Origin of the sequence: Salinicola sp. CPA57, assembly GCF_003206035.1 — a bacterium.
Taxonomy (GTDB): Bacteria; Pseudomonadota; Gammaproteobacteria; order Pseudomonadales; family Halomonadaceae; genus Salinicola; species Salinicola socius.
On sequence record NZ_PZJR01000001.1, the window covers coordinates 330750 to 355863 of the forward strand.

Below are 25114 nucleotides of genomic sequence, written 5' to 3' on the forward strand. Positions count from 1 at the left end.
CATGATTACGGCAGCGCGACAAGCGCCAGCAACTGATTGATGACCGTATCGGTCGTCAGCCCCTCGCCCTGCGCCTCGAAGCTGAGCCCCAGCCGATGGCGAAGCACGTCCGGGGCCACGGCCTGCACGTCCTGCGGATCGAGGTAGTCGCGACCGTTGAGCCAGGCGTGGGCGCGCCCGCAGCGATCCAGCGCCAGGCTGGCCCGCGGACTGGCGCCCAGTTCGATCCAGCGCTCGAGGTCCTCGGACAGCGCCGCCGGATGACGCGTTGCCTCCACCAGATCAGCCATGTAACGCTCGATCGGCTCCGCGACATGCAGGGCGGCGATCTCCCGGCGAGCCTCGAAGACCGACTCCTGGGCAATCACGACCGGCGCGCTCGGGGAGCCCTCCTTGCGCAGGGTCTCCCGCTCTTCGTCGCGTACCAACCGGATCACCTCGACCTCCTCCTCGACCGCCGGATAATCGATCAGCACCTTCATCATGAAACGGTCGAGCTGAGCTTCGGGCAGCGGATAGGTGCCCTCCTGCTCGATAGGGTTCTGGGTCGCCAGCACCATGAACAGCGATGGCAGCGGGTGAGTCTTTCCCGACACCGTCACCTGGCGTTCTTCCATCGCTTCGAGCAGCGCCGACTGCACCTTGGCGGGCGCGCGATTGATCTCGTCGGCAAGCACCAGATTGGCGAACAGCGGGCCGGGGCTGAAGGTGAACACGGCGCCTTCCTCGCCCTGGTGGTAGACGTCGCTGCCGGTCACATCCGACGGCAGCAGATCGGGAGTGAACTGGATTCGGCTGAAGTCCGCCTCGAGATGTCGCGACATCGCCTTGATGGCTCGGGTCTTGGCGAGTCCGGGCAGTCCCTCGATCAACAGGTTGCCGTTTGCCAGCAGACCGATGACCAGCCGACGAATCACCGGTTTCTGGCCGATGATCGAGGTGCCGATCGCCGCTTCCAGCGCCTCGATCTCGTCTCGGCAACTCATTGACTTGCCTCCTGCGGGTCAGCCTCGCGCCGACTCTGTCCGTCAAGGGTGGCGTCGTAGACTGTGCGCCAGTCCTTGGCCATATCCACCAGAATCCACTGACGCTGCTCCGCTTCGTCGAGTCCCTGATCGAGCCTGCCGATGGCGCTCTCGCGATCGTAGGCGACCTCGCGCGCGGCGTCGGTGTGATGGATCAGCACCCCCAGGCGCGGCCCATCGCCTTCAGTAGTCCAGGTCAGCATGGGGACGTCGCCATCGGAGTTGCCGACCGCGATGATCGGCCGCTGCCCCAGCGTGCGCTGGATAGTGATCGGCTTGCCGTCGCCATCGTCCAGCCCGGCGATATCGCCGCCTTTGACGAGCGCCAGTTCTCCGCCCTCGCGCGATACCTCCAGTTTGCCGGTGCTGCCCATCACGTTCTGCGGTGGAATGCCGTAGGCGTCCTCCGCGAAGACGCGCATGAAGTCGACACCGCCACCGGAGACGATGTAGGTCGCGTAGCCGGCATCGCGCAGATAGACGAGCAGCTCCAGCATCGGCTGGAAGACCATCTCGGTGTAGGCGAGCCCCGTCTTCGGATGACGCGCCTCCTCGAGCCAGGCGCTGACATCGTTTTGAAACGCATCGACCGTCAGCCCTGAGTGACTCACGTTGACGATATCGAGCAGCGATTGATTGCCGCCTTCGAGAATTGCCGCCAGGTCGCGATCGTTCACGGCGGCCTGTAGCGCTTCGCTCAAAGCCCCTTCGGGCGCGTTCTCGGCGCGATCCAGTGCGTAGGCGAGCTGGAAGTAGTAGGGCTGTTCGGACCACAGCGTGCCGTCGTTGTCGAAGACGGCAATGCGCTGCTGCTGCGGCACGAAATCGCCGCTGTCAGGATCGGTGGTCGTCTTGACGAAATCGATGATGGCGTTTTTATGATCGCCCTGCTGCCAGGATGGCAGCGGGTCGGCCAGCGCCAGAACCGGCAACCCGAAAAGCGATAGCCAGCCGACAGAGATCAATATGGCGATGTCAGAGAAACGATGTTTTCTCAAGGTCATCACTCCTGTCATGCATCACGCCGGGCTCACGCTCTTGTTCCGTGGAGCGCCGGGCGACGGAAAGAAATCGGGATGGCGGGCGAGTGCAGCCACTGCACTCGCCCGCTTATTGCGCTTACTTCTGAAGCTCTCACCTCTAAAGCTCTGGCTACTGAGAGACAGGCTCCTGCAACGTCTCCATGACTTTATCCAGATTGAAACTCGCGGCTTCCTGGCGTGGCGGGAATTCCTTGAAGGTTTCCAGGAATTTTGCGACGTAGGCTTGGGCAGGCACCATCATGAAAGCGTGATCCATCATCCAGTCGTAATAGGTGTTGGACGTAATCTGCGCGCGCTCGTAGGGATCTCGACGCAGGTTGAACATCAGCGGCAAGCGCAGCGGCGTGAACGGGTTAATCCAAGTTTGCAGCGTTCCCGGCGCCCGCTGCTCCATGAAGACCAGCTTCCAGTCGTCGTAACGCAGCGCCATCAGATCGCCGTCATCCGAGAAGTAGAAGATCTCGTGACGCGGTGTGTCTTCGGTCTCCCCGGTCAGGTAGGGCAGGAAGTTGTAGCCATCGAGATGGACCTTGTAGTCGCGTCCGATCGCCTGAACGCCGCCATCCATTAACTCTTGCTTGATATCGGGATCGCCGGCAATGGCCAGGAAAGTCGGCAGCCAGTCCATGTGGTGCATGACCTTGTTGGAGATCGAATTCACTTCGATATGCCCCGGCCAGCGCACCATGGCGGGCACCCGCCAACCGCCTTCCCAGTTGGTGTTCTTCTCGCCACGGAACGGCGTCATCCCGGCGTCGGGCCAGGAGTTCATGTGCGGCCCGTTGTCGGTGGAGTAGAAGACGATGGTGTTATCGGCGATACCGAGCTCGTCGAGCTTGTCGAGGAACAGCCCCACATGACGGTCGTGTTCGACCATGCCGTCGGCGTACTCGTTTTGCCCGGAAATGCCGCGCAGTGAATCCTTCACGTGGGTTCTGAAGTGCATACGGGTCGCATTCCACCACACGAACCAGGGCTCACTGGCTTGCGTCTTGCGTTCGATGAAATCCAGCGCAGCGGCAGAGGTCTCATCGTCGACGGTTTCCATGCGCTTGCGCGTCAGCGGGCCGGTGTCTTCGATCTCGCCATCCGCCGTGGCACGAATCACACCACGAGGCCCGTAGGCTTCCTCGAAGGTACGCCCATCTTGCAGCACCATATCCCTCGGGTAATCAGGCAGTTCCGGTTCCTCCTCGGCGTTGAGGTGATAGAGGTTGCCGAAGAATTCGTCGAAGCCATTGTTGGTGGGCAACATCTCGTCACGATCACCCAGGTGATTCTTGCCGAATTGGCCTGTCGCGTAGCCCTGCGCCTTCAACAGCCCGGCGATGGTCGGGTCTTCGGGACTCATCCCTTCCTGGGCACCCGGCATGCCGACCTTGGAAAGACCGGTACGGAACACGCTCTGCCCGGTGATAAACGAGGAGCGCCCCGCAGTGCACGATTGCTCACCGTAATAGTCCGTGAACATCATGCCTTCGCTGGCAACGCGATCGATATTGGGTGTGTGGTAGCCCATCAATCCACGGGTGTAGGCAGAAATATTGGACTGGCCAATGTCGTCTCCCCATAACACCAGAATGTTGGGCTTCGATGGGGATTCGTTGCCTGACTGATTTTGATTTTCCTGGGCCAACACCGTTCCGGGTAACGCCATTGCCACCACTAAAGCGGCAGACAAGACCCCAGGCCAACGCCGTGACGGAGGCTTTTGTTGCATGAGTTCCATTGAACGATCTCCTGAACCAAACCATTAGTTAGCGAAGATACCGCACACAAACTCTCGGACTATTGGAAAAAACCGGGGCGCTCCTCACCTCTTTGACGAGGTATTGGTGTGATTGTTAAAGGACGACATCAATCGATATTCGATTCACATCAGCCGGCCCAACGACGTCATTGAAAACACGTCACCCACGTTAAAATTTCCATCGAACACCACCACCAATGACATTCAGATAAGCGCTTGAGTACTCACCACTAACACGCTGACCGGAGAGTGCCTTGGTCTGATCGACGTCCATATCACCGAGATAGATGAACGTGTAATTGAGGGTGAGATCGAGGCTTTCGTCCCAGCGGTAGTTGAGGCCAGTTGCCAGCCGCCAGGCTTCGTTCATCGGGTTGTCGAGGGTGCGGTTGCCGTTCTTTACCGCCGAACTGTCATAGGCGACACCCATGTTCCAGCGCAGGTCGCGATAAATCTGCCGCTGCGCCCCCAACGAGACATGCCAGGTATCCCGGTAATGGCGATCGGCCTTGACGTCCGCTCCGCCTAAACCGCTATCGAACTCCACACCGACATCGCCGAATTCCGACCAGTTTTGCCAGCCGATACTGCCCATCACTGCCCATTCATCGCTGATTTGGTGGAAGACACTGGCAGTCACCGTTTCGGGAATCCGCAGCCCCAGCCCCACGCGATTCACGGCGATCTGCTGGATGGCAGTGTTCAACACGGGGTTTTCGATGCCCCGAAAATCAGGCTTGTCGTCGAAATCAAGATCGACCTTGCTGGTGTAGGCGATGCCAAGACGGGTGAAGTCATCCAGCTCGTAAAGCGCGCCGATATTCCAACCCCAAGCAGTGTCGTGATCCTCGTACTCCATCTGACCATCGTTGTATCCGGTGCCGCCCGGCACGTTATTGTTCACCGCCGATTCCGTGCGGAAATTGCCGTAGACGAGCCGCGGGCCAATGCCGATAGAGAGCCTGGGATTGAAGCGATAGGCGTAGGTAGGCTGGATCGATGCGGCAACGATGGAGGTCTCCTGAACGACATACCGCCCGACCCAATCGTTGTCGTAATCCAACCCCAGGCCGAAATTACCGTAGATCCCCAGGCCGATGGTGGAGCGTTCATCGACGCGATGACTGACGAACAGGCTCGGCCCAGGTGTCGGCACCATGGCGTTGCCGCCGTCTCCACCGGAGGTCGAGGTATTGCCATCCGGATCGAAGTCGATCCGCCCAACGATCAACTGACCGCCGAGGTACAGCTGATTGTCAGCCAAGCGGCTGATACCCGCAGGGTTGGTCATCAATACACTCGGGTCCATCGCTCTCGCGGCGGACCCCGCATTGGCCAGACCACTATCTTCCTGGCCGGCTTCGTAGAGCAAAATGCCACCGGCTTCGGCTACAGCGCTGTAACCGGTGACCGAGCCGCTTGCGATCAATGCCATTGCCACGGCACGTGGACGGCCGCAGCCATGACCGCCGGACGACTCCAGGTTCGGAGATTTCACGCGTCGCCAGCCCCACCGAACGATTCGAGAGTAATTCATGTTCCCTGCCCCGCTTCTACGAGAGGTTCTTTATTCTGGAAACAGCAAGGTGGCGATCAGACGGACACCCCACCCGTCAGGCCCGCTGTCGTCAGGTGATTCGACCCAATAACGAAGCCCACCACCCACGCTGAAGGGCTGCGAGCCGATAGACGTCAGTTTGGTGATCTGGAAATTGACCGGCGCCGACCAGTGGCTGGCTTCCCAGTCGTAGGTCGATTCGCTGTTGACGGTATAGGTCCAGGCCGTAGGCGTGGTGTAGGAGGTAAACGGCTGCAGGAAGGTACTGTTGATATCAGCGCGGTCCCTTTCGCCGGCGTAATCCCAGATGTGGTTAGCCAGCAAGCCGACCGTCCAGTGGCCGCTCTGCCGCAGCACGACGCCGGTCGGGCCTAAGCCCCATTTCTCGCTGCCCAGCGTGTTTTCACTCGCGGTCGGCAACAGCAAGACCGGCCCGACACCCCAGATGATCCCGGAATCCGCAGGCGCCTTGGGGGAAAAGAACAGGCTTTGCACCGTGTCGCCGGTGCCAAACTGACTACCTTCGGTGGGCACGACGTCGTCTTGGCTGACGATCGGGAAAATCGTTCGACTGATCAAGTTCCAGTCTTCAGAAATACCAAACGGAATGACAGGTTGAACATTGAGCTGGAAGCGCTCGCCATTGCCTGCGCCAACCTCTTCGTCGTAGTTCAGCTGAAATGGGACGCTGATGAGACTGGCGACGGGATTGCTGAGTTTCTTGGCAAGATCCTGATCATCGGCGAAGGCCACAGCACCGAATGAAAAAGCAAAGCCAGTCGTGGCAGCAGTATGGAAACTCATCAATTGCGGAGTCATTGCGCCCCTCATAACAACCCCCTTAACATTTTTGCAATCACTTTCTGGCACCAGAAGTCACTGAACCGAATGACATCCCCCATTCGAAGCCGGCTTCCTTTTATTATTCAGTAATTCAGCAAATAATTTCTCTCTGTAATTACAGATAAACTTATGGCTGAGACCTTTTGCTTCTGCAAAGCAAATATTGTAACATATTGTATACTCATCGCCGCCAACACTGACATATCGCAAGAAAACCCTAGCCATAAGTTATGAATCATCCAGGAAATCATTCCCGATCAACGATTACAAACTGAAACAATAAAATTAAAGGAGCCATTCTCTAAACAACCACAATATCTAGATTCACTTACACACTTCTATTCATTTATACATCTATATTCATTTATATATTTGCACATCTTGATTAATGCTCGCTTTTCTTGATAACTCCAGGGCGACGAGCCCAACATCGCAAAAGTTAAAGATGAAATTTCAAGCTGGCAAAAACCAAGAGCCTGGACGGCGCTGTCGATGGCCGTCGCGAGGTGGGCGGGGCCGGTTATCTTTTGAGGTCGGCATGGCCTGGATCCTGGCGATGAAACTGGTCACACTACTCTACGGAAGGACGAGCAATAACTCCGGCCGCAAGGCAGCAATTCTGGACGCCATCATTGTGTTCCTGATCGAATCCGCGGGAATGCCGCGGCACTACGTTCGCTTAAAGGAACATGATTTTTGTTTAAAGAAAACGCCGTTCGGAAAAACCAGAAGGGTAGCATTGCCAATACAACCAATTGAATAAACAAACAAAATCAAGAAAACAGAAAAACCATCCTGCGCTATCGTCATCAGCAGCAAAAAATGGTTTCATTCCAAGTAGGAGTCAACTAATAATATAAATCTAGCTGTCTAAATCGTCCCTCATGTTATTCAGCGGCGTCGATCATAGAAAACGGCCAAGTCGCGTTACCGAATGTAAAGAATGTATCCCGTCAGCTACGTTAGCTTTTAAGACCATACGATCACCTTCAGTGACAACTGCTATATTTATGATTTCTAATTAGATTCACGACTCACTCCCTGGAACATCAACGACCAGGACGTAGGGATTAGAAACTCAATCAAAAAATTTTAGGGACCAATTTCGATCAGAAACAACCTTGCGTCAATCGCTGAAAAAACCACCGCTGAGCCTCCAGGTCCCAGCAGCGTGGTAAGAGAAGATTTTCGATGGAGAGTCCATGAAGGGAACACTACCTCGGTCACGCCTGTTGGCTCTCGAGCCTCGTCTACTGTTCGATGGTGCCGCCGCAGCGACGGTCGATCTGGCAGATACCGATCACGCCACGACGAAGAACGGTAATACTCACCACGCCGCCATGGATTGGACCGCAACGGAGAGGATTGAGGCGCCATCCAACAGGGAACAGGCCAAGCGTCATCTCGTCGTGATCGACGCTCGCCTGGAGCCGGCACAGCGCCAGACCATCGCCGATAGTGCCAAGGCCTCCACGGAACTGGTGGTGGTCAAGGCCGGGCAGGATGGGGTCGATGCCATCACCTCCGCACTTGCCGGCATGGACAACGTGCAGAGCATCGAGATTTTCAGCCACGGCGCCTCCGGGCAATTTCAGCTAGGCAATACCCACGTCGCCGCCGACACCCTGGGGTCTCTCGAAGACCAGTTGGGTCAATGGCGCGACGCTTTGACCCCCGATGCTGACCTGCTGCTGTACGGCTGCCGCGTCGGCGCGGACAGCGCCGGGATAGCGCTGGTCGATTCACTGGCGCAAGCGACCGGTACCGATGTGGGCGCTTCTGACGACGATACCGGGACGCCCCGACTGCATGGCGACTGGCAACTCGAGACGACCATTGGCGATCTCGACCAGCCATCCGGGCTGGATCTTTTCCGGCTCACCAGCATGGATAGCCTGCTGGCCGATGCCGATCCCCGCGTCAGCCTGCCCTCTTCCGGTGACAGCGTGCCATTGGGGGAAGACTTCAACTTCACCGTCAACTTCGAAACCGCGTCCAGTCAGGAGGGTTACGCGCCCTTCATCAACTTGCTCGTCCCCACCACGGGCAAGGATGGCGCCGGCGCCGAAATCGATGACGGCATCATCATCAACTCGGCCAGCTATCTCGGCGGCAGTCTCGATCTCCAAAGCGTCACGTTCGATGCCAATGGCGAAGCCCAACACCCGTTCGCCAAGGATGCCAATGGCGACGTATTGGTGATTCAGGCTGCGGACTATAGCTATCAAGCCGGCGACACGCTGGTGGTCATCTCGCTGCCTTTCGCCAGTGTGACGCAGGACCAGCCCGCCATCGCCGTTAGCGTCAACGCCACGCTCAGCGACCTGGCCGATACGGCAGCGGTCAATGGATCACCGAATCTCGATATCACCGCCGTGGGCGGTTTCGAGCTGGGCAATGACGCGCTCGACAACCCTATGAACGATCCCAGCCTGATCGGCACGGAAGCGGTGGTCTTTACCGTGTTACCCACGGTCATTGCCGTCGAGCAGACCCTGGACATGGACGAGAACGAGACGGCCAGCGGCGAAAACCACATTCATAGTCTGACCACCACGGTCAGACCCGCGGGTGCCGGTGCCGATACCCAATCCCTGACCGAGGTGGTCGTCACTCAGCCGATTCCGACCAACGTCCAGGTGACGGCGATAGACCCCGGCACGGGAACGCTTAGCGCCATCACTCTGGCCAGCGGACGAGTGGTCAACGGGCAGGCCGCAATCAATGCGCTGATCGCCAGAGATGACGTTTTCATCACCGAGTACACGGTCACCTACGACACGCTGCAAGCCGAGGCTTCCAGCCGCGTGGATTTCTACGTGCCGGAGAGTGATGCCAGCGGCAACCCGGTACTGGACCCGACCACTGGCGATGACGTGACGATTACCTTCGGCGCGCCCACGGGAGCGGGCGCCTGGACGCCGAATGATCCGCGCGATCAGGATCCGGATAACAACAATCAGATCGCCTTCGATGGCGTCGGCGAGTCGGTTTCCTTCACCGCTAAATCCATCACCCTGGAAAAGAGCGCCACGATCGCGATCGATACCGGCAGCAGCGGTATCAGCCCCGGCGATACGCTGGCGTATCGGCTCGACGTGGCACTCTCCGACTACTTCGCCTTCGGTAGCGATATGCAGGATAGCGGCCAGTTCAGCGTGACCGACACGCTGGGCAACGGCCAGGTTCTGGATACCTCAGATGCGCCTCCCTCGATGACCGTGACCCTCGTCGGTGCGGATAGCGTTGACGTCGAGCTGATCTATACCCAAACGGCCAATGATGACGGCACCACGACGCTGGTATTCGATATCGCCGCCTCGATGCAACAGGCCTTTGCTGGTCAGAATGAATTGGAGGGCGGACTAGAGAGCGGGCTGGCAGGTGATGCCGCCTTCGATAACACCATCGATGGCACCGCCACCTCAGCGGTCATTACCTACAGCGCGCTGATCAGCCAGCGTTACGTCACCGACGAAGACCATCCCGAGATCAATGAGGGTGACAGCCTTGGCAACGATGCATTAGTCGATGGCTCGATTCTGATCGATCCCAACAACCTCAGTGGCGAAAACCAGTCGGACGATTCCTCCACCAACCTCGATATTCCCACCGGGGCGGTCGATATCAGCATCGAGGGTGGCGACAGCGAACTCGCGCCAGGCGAAGACGTCACCTTTAGCCTGCGTTATGAACTGTTGACCGGTGATCACGAAAACTTCCAGCTGATTACGTACCTGCCGCTGCCCCTGCTCGATGTCTCGGACATCGACTGGTCAGAAGGCGACGGCCCGGGGAGCTGGGAGATTGTCGCCGACAATACGCACCCCGGTGCGATTGAAAACGTCGAAAGTGGCCCGGGCAACGCCGTCATTTTCACCTTTGAGGATTTCGCTACCGACGAACTCGGCGGCAGCACGATTGCCGTCAGTTTCACCATGGCAGTGAGTGACCAGCCGTTCGCGGATAACCGCTCGCTGGACATCCTCGCGCAATCCCGACAGACCACGACGCTCGACAAGGACGTGCTGGTCTCCGAAGACGTGGTCAAGGTGCAGTCGGTCGCTGAGCCGGTCGTCTCGATCACCCATGGCGTCGTCAGCACGACCCAAGGCACGCTGACGGGGACCGGATCGGAAAGCGGTATCAACTGGAACGACCCGCTCACATCCGGTGTACCGTTCGACGGGCCGATTACCGATCCCTCGGTCGTCGATGGCGACGTGGATGGCATCGACGCGGGCGACAGCCTGCGACTGGCCACCGTGCTGGAGAATACCGGCGGCGGCGGTGCCTTCGACGTCTCGACGTCGATCACGCTGCCATCAGATCTGGCATTCACCAATGGCAGCCTGGATCTCGCCAACCTGACACTGACCCTCGGCGACGGCACCACCGTACTGACCGAAGGCACCGATTACGCAGTCGACGGTAACACCATCAACCTGCTGGATGCCGGCGGCCTTGCCACGTTGCAGGCCGGCCGCGCGGGCACCGCCAATGACGACAGTGGCACTAACCTGGTCGTCATCGCCTACGACGTGCAGGTTGCGAGTGCCGTGGCCGCCAGCCGCACGCTCGGCACCTCGGCGACGCTGAACCGCTACGCCAGCGTCGACAACGGCAGTGACTTCACACCCATCGATCTGACGGATGACGCCAATCAGCAGGTGGCCGCGCCGGAAATTCGAATCGACTTCGCCGATGGCAGCCTGAGCGACGACGACTCCAGCGAAGCGCACACCACCGGTGCGGATCTCGTCGTCGGCGAAACCATGACCTACGACATCGTCGTCACCCTGCCCGAAGGCAGTACGCAAAGCCTTAGCGTCGATGATCTGATCCCCGCCGGCATGATACTGGACGGCAGCTTCAATGGCGGCGACGGGTATGAGCTCATCACCACGGCCGCGGGCAGTGACGCCATCGATAAAGACTTCGCAGGAACGTTGACGGCCGGGGCTTTCGATACCGCCGATGGCCGCCTCGTCATCGACGCCAGCAGCGTCGATGACGATAACGCAACGAACAACAACAGCTTCGTGGTCCGTTTGCGCCTGATCGCCGCCAACACGCTCGGCAATCAAGGTGAAACCACGCCCGGCAGTCAATCCGGCACCACGCACGATAACAGCGCCGGCCTGACGTACTCCGATATCGACGGCGACACCGTCAATGGCGATGCTGGTAATAACGACAGCGCGGTGGATCGCGATATCGCCTTGAGCGGCGACGAAGCCTCCACCACGTTGGTAGAGCCCACCGTCGATGTGGAACAGACCCTGACCGTACCGTCTGAGGCCGACCTCGGCGTCGGCGTGGATGAAGGTGATACCGTCACCTTCAACGTCACCTTGAGCAACACTTCCGATATCGACGCCTTTGGCCTCACGTTGAACACGCAGTTACCAGACCAGCTAAACGGTATCGACATCGCTGAAATTACCGGCGCGGCTGCTGGTGATTTCGAGATCGTCGACGGCGTGCTGAAATCCGTCGATGGAGCCGACATCGATCTGGCAAACGGCGAGAGCATCGTCGTCACGTTGACGGGTACCGTGGCCGCTACCGCGGCCGATGTCACTAGCCTGACCAGCACCGCCGAGGTCCAGTGGACCAGCCTGGACAATGACTCGGAGAGCCCGGCCAACGCTGCCGGCGAACGCACCGGCGTGGACGGCAGCTTGAATAGCGGCGTGCTCAACGATTATCAGCGCAGCGATACGCTGACCATCCCTGTCGCTCAGGCGTTGCGGGTGTCGCGGATTGGAGGCCTGGACGACACCGCGGCGGCCGACCCGACCAGCGGGCCGAGTGAGGACGTCGCAGTCGGCGAGATCATTCGCTATCGCGTGGTGGCGCTCATCCCCGAAGGCTCTATCGACAATTATCAGCTGACGATTCAAGTCGAAGAGGGCCTGACGATTCCGCCAGAAACCGCCAACCAGATTCTGATCGCTTTCATCGCCAATCAGAGCGAATTGAGCAGCGACCTGGAGACCGGTGCGAATAGCATCGATGGCAACGATCGCTCTGTCGAAGCCGGCAATATCCCCGAGGATCTCGATAACGGCCCGACAGGTGTACTGAATTCGGATCGCTATACGATCTCGACTGACGGACGCATCCTGACCATCGATCTCGGCACGTTGATCAATGGCGACAACGACGCCGACAAAGAAGGCCTCTCGCTGGAATTCAACGTCCGCGTCGCGAACGTCGCCAGCAATATCGCCGGTCAGACACTCGGGATGACCGTCGCCGAAAGCCGCGACGGCGCCACGACATCGAGCACGACGATCAACGAACGCATCGTCGAGCCGGGTTTCAGCGGCCTCGACAAGCGCGTGATCGCTTTCGATCCCAACGCAGAGAGCATGGCGGCGGACGCCACAGGCAGTGCCACGGTCAGTCTGAACTTCACCCAGAATGGCAGCGCTCCGGCCTACGATGTCGTACTCAGCGATAGCTTTCCGGACGGCTCCAACTACAGCATCGACAGTGTGATCATCGATGGCCAGTCCTACACGCCCGACGCCTTCCCGGAAGGTGTCAGCCTGATCGCGGATTCCAGCGTCGATCCGGACAGTGTGTCGGTTTCTATCGGCTTTGAACACCTAGACCCCGGCACCTCGGTCACGCTGACCTACAGCGTCGATGTGCCCAACGGCAGCGTGATCAACCCGGATGGCTCGCAGGCCATCTTGACCTGGTCGAGCCTGCCGGAAGATTTCCAAGGCTTCAGCGGAACCGACGTGGGCGACACCGACGGGGCCGAAGATGGTGAACGCAATGGCGATGATGGCATCGGCGGAAGCCCCAATGACTACATTCTGACCAGCGGTGCCGGCCTGGGCGTGATTTCAGGGACCTTGTGGAACGATACCCAAAACGCCAACGGCGTGCAGGACAATGACGAAGCCGGATTCACGGGTCGCACGGTCACCCTGACCTGGGCCGGCAGTGACGGCATTTTCGCCAACGTTGACGACGCCGAATCCGACGACGAGAGCTTCACCGCCACCACCGACACGCTCGGCCAGTATCAGTTCGGCGTACTCCCCACTGGCCTTTACCGCATCACCAGCGCCGAGACATTCACCGATATCGATCCGAACACCTCGGCCGGCGACGTGCGCGCCAGAATCGATAGCGACGACGGCAACTACGGCGATGGTAGCCTCTCGTCCATCGAGATCACCCTGGCCGATGGTGGCACAGACAAGGCGGATATCGGTTATGTCGAACTCAACGATGCGCCGGTCAACAACCTGCCGACCGACGTGCCCAGCGGCGACGAAGATACGTCCGTCGCTATCGACGGGCTCTCGATCAGCGATCCGGATGCGCGGGATCCCTCGGATCAGGCCGGCGCCAATGATCTCGAAGTGGTGTTGAGCGTCACCCAGGGCACGCTGGCCATCGCCAATGCCGGCGGGTCGCAGATCGCGGGCAACAACAGCAACACCGTCACGCTCAGCGGCACCGTCGACGAGATCAATACGACACTCGCCAGCCTCAGCTATCTCGGCAACGCCAACGTCAACGGCACCGACACGTTGACCATCACCACCCATGATCATGGCAACTTCGGCGACAACCCCGATAGCAGCGAGGGGAACGGGATTCCCGGCGAATCGTCGGACGACGATCTCATCGATATCGACACGCTCACCATCACCATCAATGCGGTCAACGATGCGCCCGTGGCCAATGACGATACCGCCATTGCCGTTGAAGCCGGCGGCACTGGCAACAATATCCCTGGCGTCGATCCCAACGGATTCGTGCTGAACAACGACACCGACATCGATATCGCTACCAACGGCGACACGCTGCGCGTAAGCCAGGCGGGTATCGACGCCGGCAGTCTCGAGCTCGTCGACGCCAACCCGGCAATACCGCTCGACATCAGCGGCAGTTACGGCACGCTGGTGATCGGCAGCGACGGCTTTGCGCAATACCTCGTCGATAACGACAATGCCAACGTTCAGGCGCTGAGAACGGCATCCGATACGCTGCAGGAGACCTTCGCCTACGAAATCACCGATGCGGGTGGCCTGACATCGACCGCCTCCATCACGGTCACGATCAATGGCGCCAACGATACGCCGGTCGGCGTCGACGATAGCGGTACCGCAACGGAAGCCGGCGGTGTCGACAATGGCAGCGGCGGCCAGGATGCCACCGGCGATGTGCTCGACAACGACACCGACGTGGATCGAGCAGGCGAAACCCGTGAGGTCAGCGGTATTCGCCTGGGCGATGACAATACCTCGGGCGCCTTCGACGCCGTGGATGACGACACCGACAGTACAAGCGGTACCGTGATCGAGGGTCAGTACGGCAAGCTGACGATCGGTGCCGACGGCAGCTATCGCTATCAGATCGACGACGACAATACCGATGTGCAGCGCCTGGGCGCGGGGGACTCTCTGTCGGAGGCCTTCAGCTATCGGGTCACGGATGCCGCGGGACTGAACGGTGTCGCCAACCTCGTCATCACCGTGGAGGGCAATCAGGATGCGCCCGTGGCGACCGACAACGACACCGCGGCTCAGGCGCCGTCGACGGATGGCATCACATCGGGTGAGGCCGGCATCGGCAACGTGATCACCGACGATGACGGCAACGGCATCGACAGCGATGTCGATGCCATCGACCGCCCCAACACCGCGCTGAGCGTGAGCGGCATCCGACCGGGCAGCGAATCCGCCGGCGGCAGTCTGACAGACGTCAACCCGGGCTCTACCGCCGACAGCGATGGAACCGCCATTGCCGGCCTTTACGGCACGTTGACCCTGGGGGCCGACGGCAGCTATCGCTACGAGGTCGACGGCAATAATCTTGACGTTCAGCGCCTGCCGGCCGGAGAGACCCTTGGCGAAACCTTCACCTATCGCATCGTCGATAGTGACGGCAACGTCGATCTGGCTCAGCTCGATGTCACCGTGACGGGGGCCAACGACCCGCCGTCGACGGTCGACGATACCGCCACTGCCATCGAGGCCGGCGGACTCGACAATGCCAACCCAGGACGCGATGGCGGCGGCAACGTGCTCGACAACGATAGTGATGTCGATGGCCAGGACTTGACGGTCAATGGCTTTTCCCAAGGCTCTGATACCTCAAGCAACGCCAGTCCTGGTGACACCTTGAACGGTGCCTATGGCACGCTGACGCTCGACGCAAACGGTGAATTCAGCTACATCATCGATAACGACGATCCCGCTGTACAGGCGCTGCGAACGTCATCCGATACGCTGACGGAAATCTTTACCTACACCGCTGTCGATACTCTCGGCAGCGAGAGCAGCGCCACCCTGACGATCACCATCGAAGGCCGCAACGACAATCCGATAGCCACCAACGATAGCGCCACAGCAGCGGAAGCCGGCGGGACCGACAACGGCGCCGCGGGCCAGAATGGCAGCGGCAACGTGCTGGACAACGATAGCGACGTCGACGTTGGTGACACCCTGCAGGTCGTCGGCATTCGCACGGGATCGACAGACGACGGCGGACGCTTTGTCACGGTCAGCGACACTAGTGGTGACACTCAAGTCGTCCAGGGCGAATACGGGTCGCTGACCCTCAATGCGGACGGCAGCTTCACCTATCGAGTCGACAACGATCTGGCCGCCGTGCAGGCGCTGGCACCGGGTGATTCGCTGAGTGAAGCCTTCACCTATCAGATGGCCGACACCGTCGGCGCGCGCGATACCGCGCAGCTGACGCTGACGATCGAAGGCGCCTGGGATGCCCCCGTCGCCGCTGACGATCTCGCACTGGCCGCGGCGGATACGCCAGTAAATCCGACGCCCGGTCGCGACCCCGCCGGCAACCTGCTCGACAACGACAGCGAAGTGGATAGCGGCGATACGCTGGTAGTGGACGGCGTGCGCGCCGGGGCCGAGGCAGACGGCGCGGTCGGCTCCAACATGCAGGCGGGCGGCGTGGACATCGTCGGCACCTACGGCATGCTGACGGTGCAGGCTGATGGCAGCTATACCTATGTGGTCGATGATGCCGCGATCACCGCCCTGGGTCCGATCAACTTCGTGGTCGATAACTTCACCTACACCGCTCAGGACCAGGGCAATCTGACCGATGCAGCTGAGCTGACGGTCTATATTCGCGGCCGTAACGACGCCCCCGTCGCCAATACCGACGCCGGTACGGCCATCGAAGCCGGCGGCAGCGACAACGCCACCACCGGCCGCCCTGCGTCAGGCAACGTGCTGGATAACGATAGCGATCCGGACGACATCGCCTTCCCCGGTGCGCTCGGCCCCAATCTCGAAGTCATCGCCATCCGAACCGGTGGTACTCAGGACACCGGCTCGGATGGCTCGCTCGATAACGCTCTCGAAGGGCAATACGGCAGCCTGGTGATGAGCGAGGACGGCAGTTATCGCTACGACATCAACGACGACGATCCCGCGGTGCAGGCGCTGCGACAGAGCGGGCAAACCCTGACCGACGTATTCACCTACACCATCGACGACCGCTGGGGCGCGACGGCCAGTGCCGAACTGACCATCACCCTGGACGGGCGCAACGATAACCCGATCGCCAGCGATGACGCGGCCACGGCCGTCGAAGCGGGCGGTGTCGACAACAGCACCACCGGCGTCGACCCGACGGGTAACGTGCTGACCAATGACACGGATGTGGACGGTCCGGCGTACGGCGAAACGAAGACAGTCATCAGCGTCGCCCTGGCTAACACGTCGACGAACGCCCAGGCCGGAGAGACGCTTCAGGGTCGCTACGGCACGCTGACGCTCAACGCCGATGGCAGCTACCAATATTTCGCCGACAACGACAACGCCGACGTTCAGGCGCTGCGCACGGCGGGAGAAACACTCACCGAGCGCTTCGATTACGTCATGCGAGACCGCGCAGGGGAAATCGACAGCGCCCGCCTGACGGTCGTCATCCAGGGCGCCAACGATACGCCCATGGCCGCCGACGACAGCAATCTGGCCACGGACCAAACGCCCTCTCCGCAAGCCATCGGCAACGTGCTGCCCAACGATAGCGATGTCGACGCCAACGATAGTCTCCGCGTCATCGACATGCGTCCGGCGGGAGGCGGTGCCGCGCGCCCGGCCGGCGAAGTCTTGCAGGGGCAGTACGGCACGCTGATGTTGAACGCCGATGGCCGCTACGAATACGCCATCGACCTCTCGAACCCGGACGTGCTGAGAGCGGCGGGTCGCGGCCAAATACTGAACGATGTGTTCGTTTATCGAGTCGCCGATACGACGGGTGCGACCACGTCGGCCAACCTCAGTATCACGCTGGATATCGCGGCCCCCTACATTCCCACCAGGGAAGATGGCACCGGCCCCCACGCCACCGGCCCGATGCCGTCACCAGGCATCGGCGGGCAACTGCCGGATGTCGATCCGGTGGTCTTCGTGACGCCTGAGGTCGAGCAGAACAATGTTGAAATTTCCAATTACCTGCGGGTTTCCAACGGCAATCAGCCGTGGCTAGTCAGCCCATTGGAGATTCGCACGCTCTCGCTGCGGGACCGGCTGGAGGATGTGCCAGGACAATTCATTGGTGCCAGCATCGAGCTCAGCCGCAGCTACGCCCAGCAGGATCAGCTACTGCTGCTGGGCCGCCACGGTCGCACCGATCTCACCGCCGATGGCCTACTCTCGGATCCATCGCTGTATGCGCCCACCCGGCTTGGGTTGTCAGAAGGACAATTCAGCGATGGCGAGCCCGTTAGCGATGGCGATGCGCCAAGCCGCGAATCCGCCCCGAATCAGTCTGACAATCGGTCCGGCGATCCATCGCAGCCGGCGAGTGCAGTCAACAACGAGCGCGACGCCACCTACCAAACGCCTCGCGCGTCTGAGACATCGGATGTCACGGTCGCGAGGAGCTTCCGCCAGCAGCTCATGGCCTCTCCCCAGCGCCAGGCTTCTCTCGCGATAGCATCAGATGTCGGATCCCGGCACTTGGAATCGCGGCACTTGGAATCACAGCGCTCAGAATCACAGCACAAGGACAAAGCATGATTCGCTCGCCCCTGACGACCCTCGGCGCAGCCATCGCCGCCACCATGGCGTTGAGTGCCTGCTCGAGCCTGGAACCCCAACCCTACAGCGAAGCGCAAGTTCGCCAACGAGCCATCGCCGATCAGGAGCAGATGTATCGCAATCAGGAGCCGATCAACCAGCCGATCACCTTCTACGAAGCTGCCGCTCGCGCGCTGAAATACAACCTCGACTACCGGCTCAAACTGATGGAGAGCGCGCTGGCCTCGAACCTGCAGGATGTCTCCCGTCACGAGCTATTGCCACAACTGGTGGCCGACGCGGGCTACAGCGATCGCAGCAATGATTCCGGCGGCACCTCCATCGGTATCGAGGACGGCGAGGAGAGCCTGCGTGCCTCGACCTCGGAAGAACGGTATCGAACCACCGCCGGTCTCGGCCTGAGCTGGAGCCTGCTGGACTTCGGTCTGGCCTATTACGAAAACCAGCAGAAAGCCGATCAGATTCTGATGGCCGAGGAACGCCGCCGCAAAGTGGCGCAGAACGTGCTGAGAGACGTGCGTAACGCCTACTGGCGCGCCCTGGCGGCACAGCGGCTGATTCCGCAGTTGAACACCCTGCTGGCCCGCACCGAAGTCGCGCTCGACGCCGCTCGCGAGGCGCAGCGTCAGGGCCTGCTGCCGCGCCAGGAGGTACTGGCCTACCAGCGCGCGCTGCTCGATTCCACCACCCTGCTCACCGCGCGTCGTCAGGACCTGGAGCTGGCGCAGACCGAACTGGCTGCCCTCATGTCGCTGCCGCCTGGTACCCGACTGATCCTCGCCGACGAGCCGCAACATGACCTGCCACCGACGGTTGTCGACGTCGAATATCTGGAAACGCTGGCACTGCAGCATCGGCCGGAGATCATGGAAGAGTGGTATCGCAAGCGCATCAACGAACTCGACCTGGAAGCCGCCAAGGCACGCCTGTGGCCCAATATCACGCTGAGCGCAGGTGTCGAATACGACTCCAACGACTATCTGTACAACAACAACTGGGCCCAGAGCGGCGTCAACGTCTCGCTCAATCTGCTGCGCCTTCTGCAATACCCTGATCTCGACAATGCCCAGAAGACGCAGGCGGAAGTCGACGATATGCGCCGCACCGCGCTGTCGATGGCCGTATTGACCCAGGTGCGGGTCGGCGCGTTGCGCTATCACCTGGCCCAGGAAGAGCTGGACTACGCCGACCAGAGCCTGGACGTCGATCAGGACTTGCTGGCCTACGCCAAGGCGGCGTCATCCAGCGCGATCGGCTCCGAACTGGAGGTCATCCGTGCCGAGAGCCGCTACCTGCTCTCCGAATATCAGCGCGAAGCCGCCTATTCCCGCGCACAGGCCGCCTGGGGGAGATTGTTCAACTCCATCGGTCTCGACGTGCTGCCCGACACTGTCGAGCAGTACGACATCGACTCCCTGGCCCTCGAGATCGAGCAGATGATGACCATGCACCAGAACGAAGCCGCGCTGATGCTGCCAGCCCCGGTCCGACCGTCGTCGGAGACGGATCGAGTACCTCAGACCGGAGAGCCGTTTCAAGCGCCGGAGTCCTCAAGCCAGTCTGACCGCGGAACGCCGCAACCGGGAGAAGCCAATGCGGCCTGAGCGGATGTCGGCCTCTCGCCTGTTGCAGGCTAGTTGTATGACAGCACTTCTGTTGATCGGCGTTGACGCGCTGGCTCAGCAAGACGCTTCGGCTTCCACGTCGGCAGGGGCATCCTCGGAAGTTCAGGCCAGCGAGGCTCGTTCGCAGAATCCACTCTCCGACTATCGCTTGCGGGCACTTCTCACGCCACAGGTTGAGGCCACCCTCTCGAGCCGGATGGAGGGCACGCTGGAAACGCTTCCCGTCTCGCTGGGCGACACCGTCGCGGAGGGCGACGTATTGGCCAGTTTCGACTGTCGAGTCGAGCAGGCCAGAGTCGACGTTGCCAACACCGAACTCTCCGTGGCGAAACTGAACGCCAAAGCCAAGCGCAACCTGCGCAAACTCGACGCCGTCGGCGACCTGGAGGTCGCGCTGTCGGCGGCAGATGTCGACAAGGCCAACAGCTCGCTGAGTCTCGCCGCCGCCCAGCGTGACCGCTGCACCCTGGTGGCGCCGTTTTCGGGCCGTATCGCCAAACTGCACGTCAAACCGTTTCAGACCATGGGAGCCGGCACGGCACTGGTCGACCTAGTCGGCGATGGTGCATTGAAGGTAAGGCTGACCGCCCCCTCCGAGCTGCTGCCAAGGCTGACGACCGGTCAGGCGCTATCGGTACGCGTCAATGAAACCGGGAAGACGTATAGCGCGACGCTGAGCGCGATCAGCGCTCGCATCGATGCGGTGGCGCAAACGGTAGAGCTCGAAGCTAAATTGGATGCGTCCCATGCCGACCTTATGGCCGGCATGACCGGGACGGCGTCGATGAGTGCTTCAGTCGGCTCTTCGACGAGTCCATCCGTCAGCTCATCCACCGGCTCTTCCATAAGCCCTGAAACCGTCGCCAAGCCGTCAGAGTAGCCGATGAGCGCCAGCGAATATCCGAGTCCACCGTCGCTCATCGCGGCGGTCACCGAGTTACGTGACCGCGCCATGGCCGCCTCGACCCTGGCTGGTCTGGGGTTTTCCATCGCCAACGATCCCTATCCGTTGCTGCGCTTTCGCCAAGGGCTATTGCTGGTACCCGTTGCATCTTCGCCGAGCGTGATGTGCGTCTCCGGGCTAGCGACGCCCCAAGAGCAGACGCCCTATCTCAACTGGCTGAAGCAGGCCACTCGCTGGCTGAATCAGGAGTTCGAAGACATCACGCCCCGAGTTCTGATCCGCGATCAACTCACGCCGCCGGATGTCATTGTGGAAGGATGGGCGCAATGGTGGCCCAGCGTACTCTGGTGTGTGCCGCTGCATGATCAAGGCGGTGAGAGGCTCGCTCTCGCAGTTTTTCTGCTCGACCAGCCGCCACCTCAGGCAGTTCGAGAACAGATGCCGGGGCTTGCCTCCACCTGGGCCTATTGCTGGCAAGCGCTAACTCCTCGCCGCAAGGGGTGGAGACTGCCACGCAAGCGACTGGCGTGGCTGGTCGTCGTCATCGTAGCGGCGGCAATGTTCGTGCCGATCCGCCAGTCAGCGCTAGCGCCCGCGCAGGTAATTTCACGCGATGCGATCGTGGTCACCAGCCCGCTGGACGGCGTCGTGGCAGAAATGCTGGTTCGCCCCAATCAGGCGGTGACAGCGGGAACGCCATTATTGCGTCTGGACACGACGAGCCTCAAGAGTCAGGCGGCGGTGCTTCAACAGCGGCTCGGAGTCGCCGAGGCGGAACTGGACGCCGCCGGCAGTTTAGCGTTTGACGATCGTACCAGCCTGGCCGAGATGACGCGTCTGCGCGGTCAGCGCGATCAGCGCCGGGCCGAATTGGAAGCGGTCGAGGCCGAACTGGCGCGGACGCTGGTTCGCGCCCCTCGCGATGGCATCGCAGTCTATCGGGATATCGACGACTGGCAGGGAAGACCGGTGACCATCGGCGAGCGGATCTTGCGACTGGCCGATCCTGCTCAGCCGGAGATGGAAATCCAGTTAGCCGTTGCCGATGCCATCGCCCTCGACCCTGGCGCCGATGTCACCCTGTTCCTGACCGCCTATCCGCTGGCCCCCATCCACGGCGTCATTGAAGAAACCAGCTATCAGGCCAGGCCTGACGACAATGGCATTGCCGCCTACCGGCTGCTAGCGTCCATCGATGACGAGCCCGAGCACGCCCGGCTGGGATTGCATGGCACCGCCAAGGTCTATGGTGACGACGTCACCCTCGGCTATTACCTGCTGCGACGCCCGCTTTCGGCACTACGCGCCTGGACAGGGTGGTGACCCCCAACATGGCGCCCGCGACGAATCCTGCAACGACGGTTGCCGCAACCGTTACTGGAAATAGGGACGATCAGCCGCGCCCGCCAGCCGATGATCCGCAGACGAGCCTGGATCCCCGGTTATTCGCCTCCGTGCCGCCTTTGCGTGATGACCTTCAGCTTGTCGATGCCGGTATCGGGCGCAGTGGCGAACCCGTCTGGTCGATCGAGGACCCGGTCACCAATCGCTTCTATCGTATCGGCTGGCTGGAGTTCGAGTGCCTGTTGCGCTGGGGGCAGACGCCCGAGCGGATCTGCGCGCAGGTCTCCACACAGACGGCACTCGACCCCAGCGCCGAACAGGTTCTCGAGCTGCTGGATTTTCTGGGCCGCCATCAACTGCTGCGGCCGGACCGCGCGCGAATCGATGAAATGGCGGCAAAGGCCAATCAGGGTTCGCCCTGGGCCAGTGTGACGTGGTGGCTGCACCACTATCTGTTCTTCCGCCTACCACTGGTTCATCCTCAGCGGGGACTGCAGCGGCTCGCCCGAGTCACGCCGTGGCTGTTTACCCGAACTTGCGTCGCGCTGGTTCTGGTATTGACCGTATCGGGCCTGCTGATGGTGATGCAGCGCTGGGATCTGTTTACCCATTCGGTGGTCGAGGCCTTCTCCTTTTCAGGTCTGGTCAGCTTCGCCTGCGCCTTGGTAGTCGCCAAGTCGTTGCATGAACTAGGCCACGCACTGGTGGCGACTCGTCTGGGCGTCAAAGTGGCCCACATGGGCGTCGCCTTCATCGTATTGTGGCCGATGCTTTACACAGACACCGGCGAAAGTTGGCGGCTGAAAGGCGCCCGGCAGCGGCTGGCGATCTCCTCGGCCGGGATTCTGACCGAATTAGGATTGGCGGGGCTTGCCACACTGGGCTGGGTGCTGACGGAGCCCAGCGCCGTCAATAGCGCTCTACTCTATCTGGCCACCACCAGTTGGGTGTTGTCGCTGGCGCTCAACGCCAGCCCGTTCATGCGTTTTGACGGCTACTTCATCCTCACCGATCTGCTCGACTTTCCCAACCTGCATGAGCGCGCCGGCGGCCAGGCCAGGACGTGGCTGAGACGCCGTCTTCTCGGCCTTGACGACGCATGGCCCGAAGCTTTTCCTCCGCGCCGACGCGCAGCCCTAGTGGGCTTCGCCTTTTTGACCTGGCTGTACCGTCTGGTGCTTTTTCTGGGTATCGCTATCGCCGTCTATGCCCTGTTCTTCAAAGCACTCGGCATCGTTCTTTTCTGTGTCGAAATTGCCTGGTTCATCATCATGCCCATCACTCGCGAACTCTCACACTGGTGGTCTCGTCGCCAGAATGTGTCTCGCCGCTATCGTCTGGGTTGGCTGCTGCTGTTACTGGCGCTGATCGCCTTGGCCTGTATTCCCTGGCGGACCAGCGTCAGTGGACCGGGGGTGATCCGCGCAGAGCACGAAATTACCTTCTACGCGCCCTTCCCGGCCCGCCTTCAGGAACGCACGCCCGACGGTCAGGTCAGCTCCGGAACTCCGTTGATTCGCATGACAGAGCCGGACATCCAGCTGGATCTGGCCGCTCAGCAATCGCACCTGGTGAATCTCGATGCCGAACTCGCTGGGCTTCTCGATAATCCGCAGCGTCTGGCCATCGACAGCGCCGCGCGCGCGCGCCGCAATCTGGGCAAGCGCAATATGGAAGCCTCGCAAAAAGAGATCACCCGGCTCACGCTAACGGCGCCGTTCCCAGGCCAATGGCAGCAACTCAATACGGAACTGGCACCGGGGCAATGGCTCAGCTCGCGAGAACCTCTCGGCGTGCTGCTGGATCCGGCGCATTGGGTCATCGAGGCCTATATCGATCAGGATCAGATCCACCGTGTATCGGTTGGCAATCCCGTCAGCTTCTTCGTCGAGGGGCAGACGGCACCACTCAAGGGTGAGCTAATCGACATCGCGCCGACGCGCAGTACCTTGCTGGAGCAACCCATGCTGGCCGATCGTCAGGGCGGTCCGCTCACGCTCTCCGAAAGCTCTCGGGACCAACCCAGCGAACTCCGTCTGGAGCGACCGCTATTCGCGGTCAAGGCACGAGTGGACTCTCCCTGGCCAGAGTCACGCCAGGCGCGTGGCCAGCTGCATGTCGACGCTGAGCAGGAGAGTCTCGTAGGCCAGTTTGGCAACTGGATAGCGGCGATATTTATTCGTGAGAGCGGATTTTAGGAGATAGAGGTGGCGCCTATCGACATCTGAATCGACAGGCGCTGTGGCTTTGACTCAAGATTTACGGATCGATCCGCATCATCACCATCTGCGCACCGCGATCATTTTCGAAGCTCTTGAGCTTGAGCGCCGGCCCGCTACCATCCTGACGCTGAAAATCGGTTTCTCCCGCTGCCGGAGATGAAGACGACCACGCCGATCCCAGACACTGACCAATGCCGTCGCTCGCCGCTTCCAACTGCGACTCGCCCGCATCGGATTCGACACTTCCCGAACAGGTGTAATAAGTCGGTCCACTGGCGGAAACGATGGAACAAGCATCATTAAAGGCCTGGGCGGAGCTTCTCCATATTTGTCCGTAGCGAGTCGTGCGGGAGCCGCGCTTGATGTCGTCGAAACCGTTATCCGCGCTGGCGACGGCCGTTTTCAAGTCATCGCAATTCAGATAGGTAGTGACCGATTGTTCTACCGGCCCGCTGGTACAGGCGCTCAGTGTCAGCAGCGCCGCACTGCCCAGCAAGCTATTTCGTAGCGTCGAAGTGAGTCGCATCCGTCATTCCCCGTTGTTCGTCATTATCGATCGGTCGTGTCCCCACGGCCTTCCCAAGATGATTTCACCGATTACTGCTTTCAGCGTAGGCCAGCGGCATCTCAACGGGAAGCAGGATTCGCCGATTACACGTCGCCGGAGATCGTCAGCACGAAGATTCTCGGAGGCGATGTAAAGGCGTATTGATAAACTGGTGTTTTACGGGCACCCCAAGT

General features: G+C 60.6%; 11 protein-coding genes. 5 read left to right on the forward strand and 6 right to left on the reverse strand.

The features are described from left to right. Positions 1 to 5: 5 nt before the first annotated feature. The 5 genes from DOM36_RS01515 to DOM36_RS01535 all read right to left on the reverse strand — a co-directional run bounded on the left by DOM36_RS01515 (position 6) and on the right by DOM36_RS01535 (position 6195). The gene (locus DOM36_RS01515) at positions 6 to 986 is read right to left on the reverse strand and encodes a MoxR family ATPase (RefSeq protein WP_110640805.1); all 981 of its coding nucleotides are present in this window, start codon (positions 984 to 986) and stop codon (positions 6 to 8) included. After that, entirely contained in the window at positions 983 to 2023 is a 1041-nt protein-coding gene (locus DOM36_RS01520; protein WP_198651158.1) for an HAD family hydrolase, read from the reverse strand. The genes DOM36_RS01515 and DOM36_RS01520 overlap by 4 nt, the downstream gene beginning before the upstream one ends. A gap of 154 nt (positions 2024 to 2177) precedes the next feature. Continuing rightward, complete coding sequence (locus DOM36_RS01525; protein ID WP_198651159.1) at positions 2178 to 3749, reverse strand: arylsulfatase; 1572 nt, start codon at positions 3747 to 3749, stop codon at positions 2178 to 2180. A 238-nt stretch (positions 3750 to 3987) separates the two neighbouring features. Then, positions 3988 to 5253 (reverse strand): OmpP1/FadL family transporter, encoded by a 1266-nt coding sequence (locus DOM36_RS01530; protein WP_110640809.1) that lies wholly within the window; start codon positions 5251 to 5253, stop codon positions 3988 to 3990. A 132-nt stretch (positions 5254 to 5385) separates the two neighbouring features. Next, positions 5386 to 6195 (reverse strand): transporter, encoded by an 810-nt coding sequence (locus DOM36_RS01535; protein ID WP_110640811.1) that lies wholly within the window; start codon positions 6193 to 6195, stop codon positions 5386 to 5388. Positions 6196 to 7421: 1226 nt separating this feature from the next. Between DOM36_RS01535 and DOM36_RS01545 the strand changes: the two genes are divergently transcribed. From DOM36_RS01545 to DOM36_RS01565, 5 genes are all read left to right on the forward strand, one after another. Continuing rightward, on the forward strand, positions 7422 to 18257 hold the full coding sequence (locus DOM36_RS01545) for a VCBS domain-containing protein (RefSeq protein ID WP_110640815.1): 10836 nt from the start codon (positions 7422 to 7424) through the stop codon (positions 18255 to 18257). Beyond that, on the forward strand, positions 18254 to 19882 hold the full coding sequence (locus tag DOM36_RS01550) for a TolC family protein (RefSeq protein ID WP_110640817.1): 1629 nt from the start codon (positions 18254 to 18256) through the stop codon (positions 19880 to 19882). Before DOM36_RS01545 ends, DOM36_RS01550 begins: the two co-directional genes overlap by 4 nt. A gap of 37 nt (positions 19883 to 19919) precedes the next feature. Continuing rightward, positions 19920 to 20783 (forward strand): efflux RND transporter periplasmic adaptor subunit, encoded by an 864-nt coding sequence (locus DOM36_RS01555; protein WP_110640819.1) that lies wholly within the window; start codon positions 19920 to 19922, stop codon positions 20781 to 20783. 3 nt (positions 20784 to 20786) lie between these two features. After that, entirely contained in the window at positions 20787 to 22130 is a 1344-nt protein-coding gene (locus tag DOM36_RS01560) for an HlyD family efflux transporter periplasmic adaptor subunit (RefSeq protein WP_110640821.1), read from the forward strand. A 131-nt stretch (positions 22131 to 22261) separates the two neighbouring features. After that, positions 22262 to 24349, forward strand: coding sequence for an HlyD family efflux transporter periplasmic adaptor subunit (locus DOM36_RS01565; protein WP_223162347.1), 2088 nt, complete (start codon positions 22262 to 22264; stop codon positions 24347 to 24349). A 61-nt stretch (positions 24350 to 24410) separates the two neighbouring features. On the opposite strand, the gene DOM36_RS01570 is transcribed toward DOM36_RS01565, so the two are convergent. Beyond that, on the reverse strand, positions 24411 to 24899 hold the full coding sequence (locus DOM36_RS01570) for a hypothetical protein (protein ID WP_110640823.1): 489 nt from the start codon (positions 24897 to 24899) through the stop codon (positions 24411 to 24413). Positions 24900 to 25114 lie beyond the last annotated feature (215 nt).

Bases quoted from the DNA above. Each gene is read 5' to 3' on its own strand.
- DOM36_RS01535 (WP_110640811.1), bottom strand. From the start codon at position 6,195: ATGACTCCGCAATTGATGAGTTTCCATACTGCTGCCACGACTGGCTTT.
- DOM36_RS01570 (WP_110640823.1), bottom strand. From the start codon at position 24,899: ATGCGACTCACTTCGACGCTACGAAATAGCTTGCTGGGCAGTGCGGCG.
- DOM36_RS01515 (WP_110640805.1), bottom strand. From the start codon at position 986: ATGAGTTGCCGAGACGAGATCGAGGCGCTGGAAGCGGCGATCGGCACC.
- DOM36_RS01555 (WP_110640819.1), top strand. From the start codon at position 19,920: ATGACAGCACTTCTGTTGATCGGCGTTGACGCGCTGGCTCAGCAAGAC.
- DOM36_RS01550 (WP_110640817.1), top strand. From the start codon at position 18,254: ATGATTCGCTCGCCCCTGACGACCCTCGGCGCAGCCATCGCCGCCACC.
- DOM36_RS01560 (WP_110640821.1), top strand. From the start codon at position 20,787: ATGAGCGCCAGCGAATATCCGAGTCCACCGTCGCTCATCGCGGCGGTC.
- DOM36_RS01545 (WP_110640815.1), top strand. From the start codon at position 7,422: ATGAAGGGAACACTACCTCGGTCACGCCTGTTGGCTCTCGAGCCTCGT.
- DOM36_RS01530 (WP_110640809.1), bottom strand. From the start codon at position 5,253: ATGGCATTGATCGCAAGCGGCTCGGTCACCGGTTACAGCGCTGTAGCC.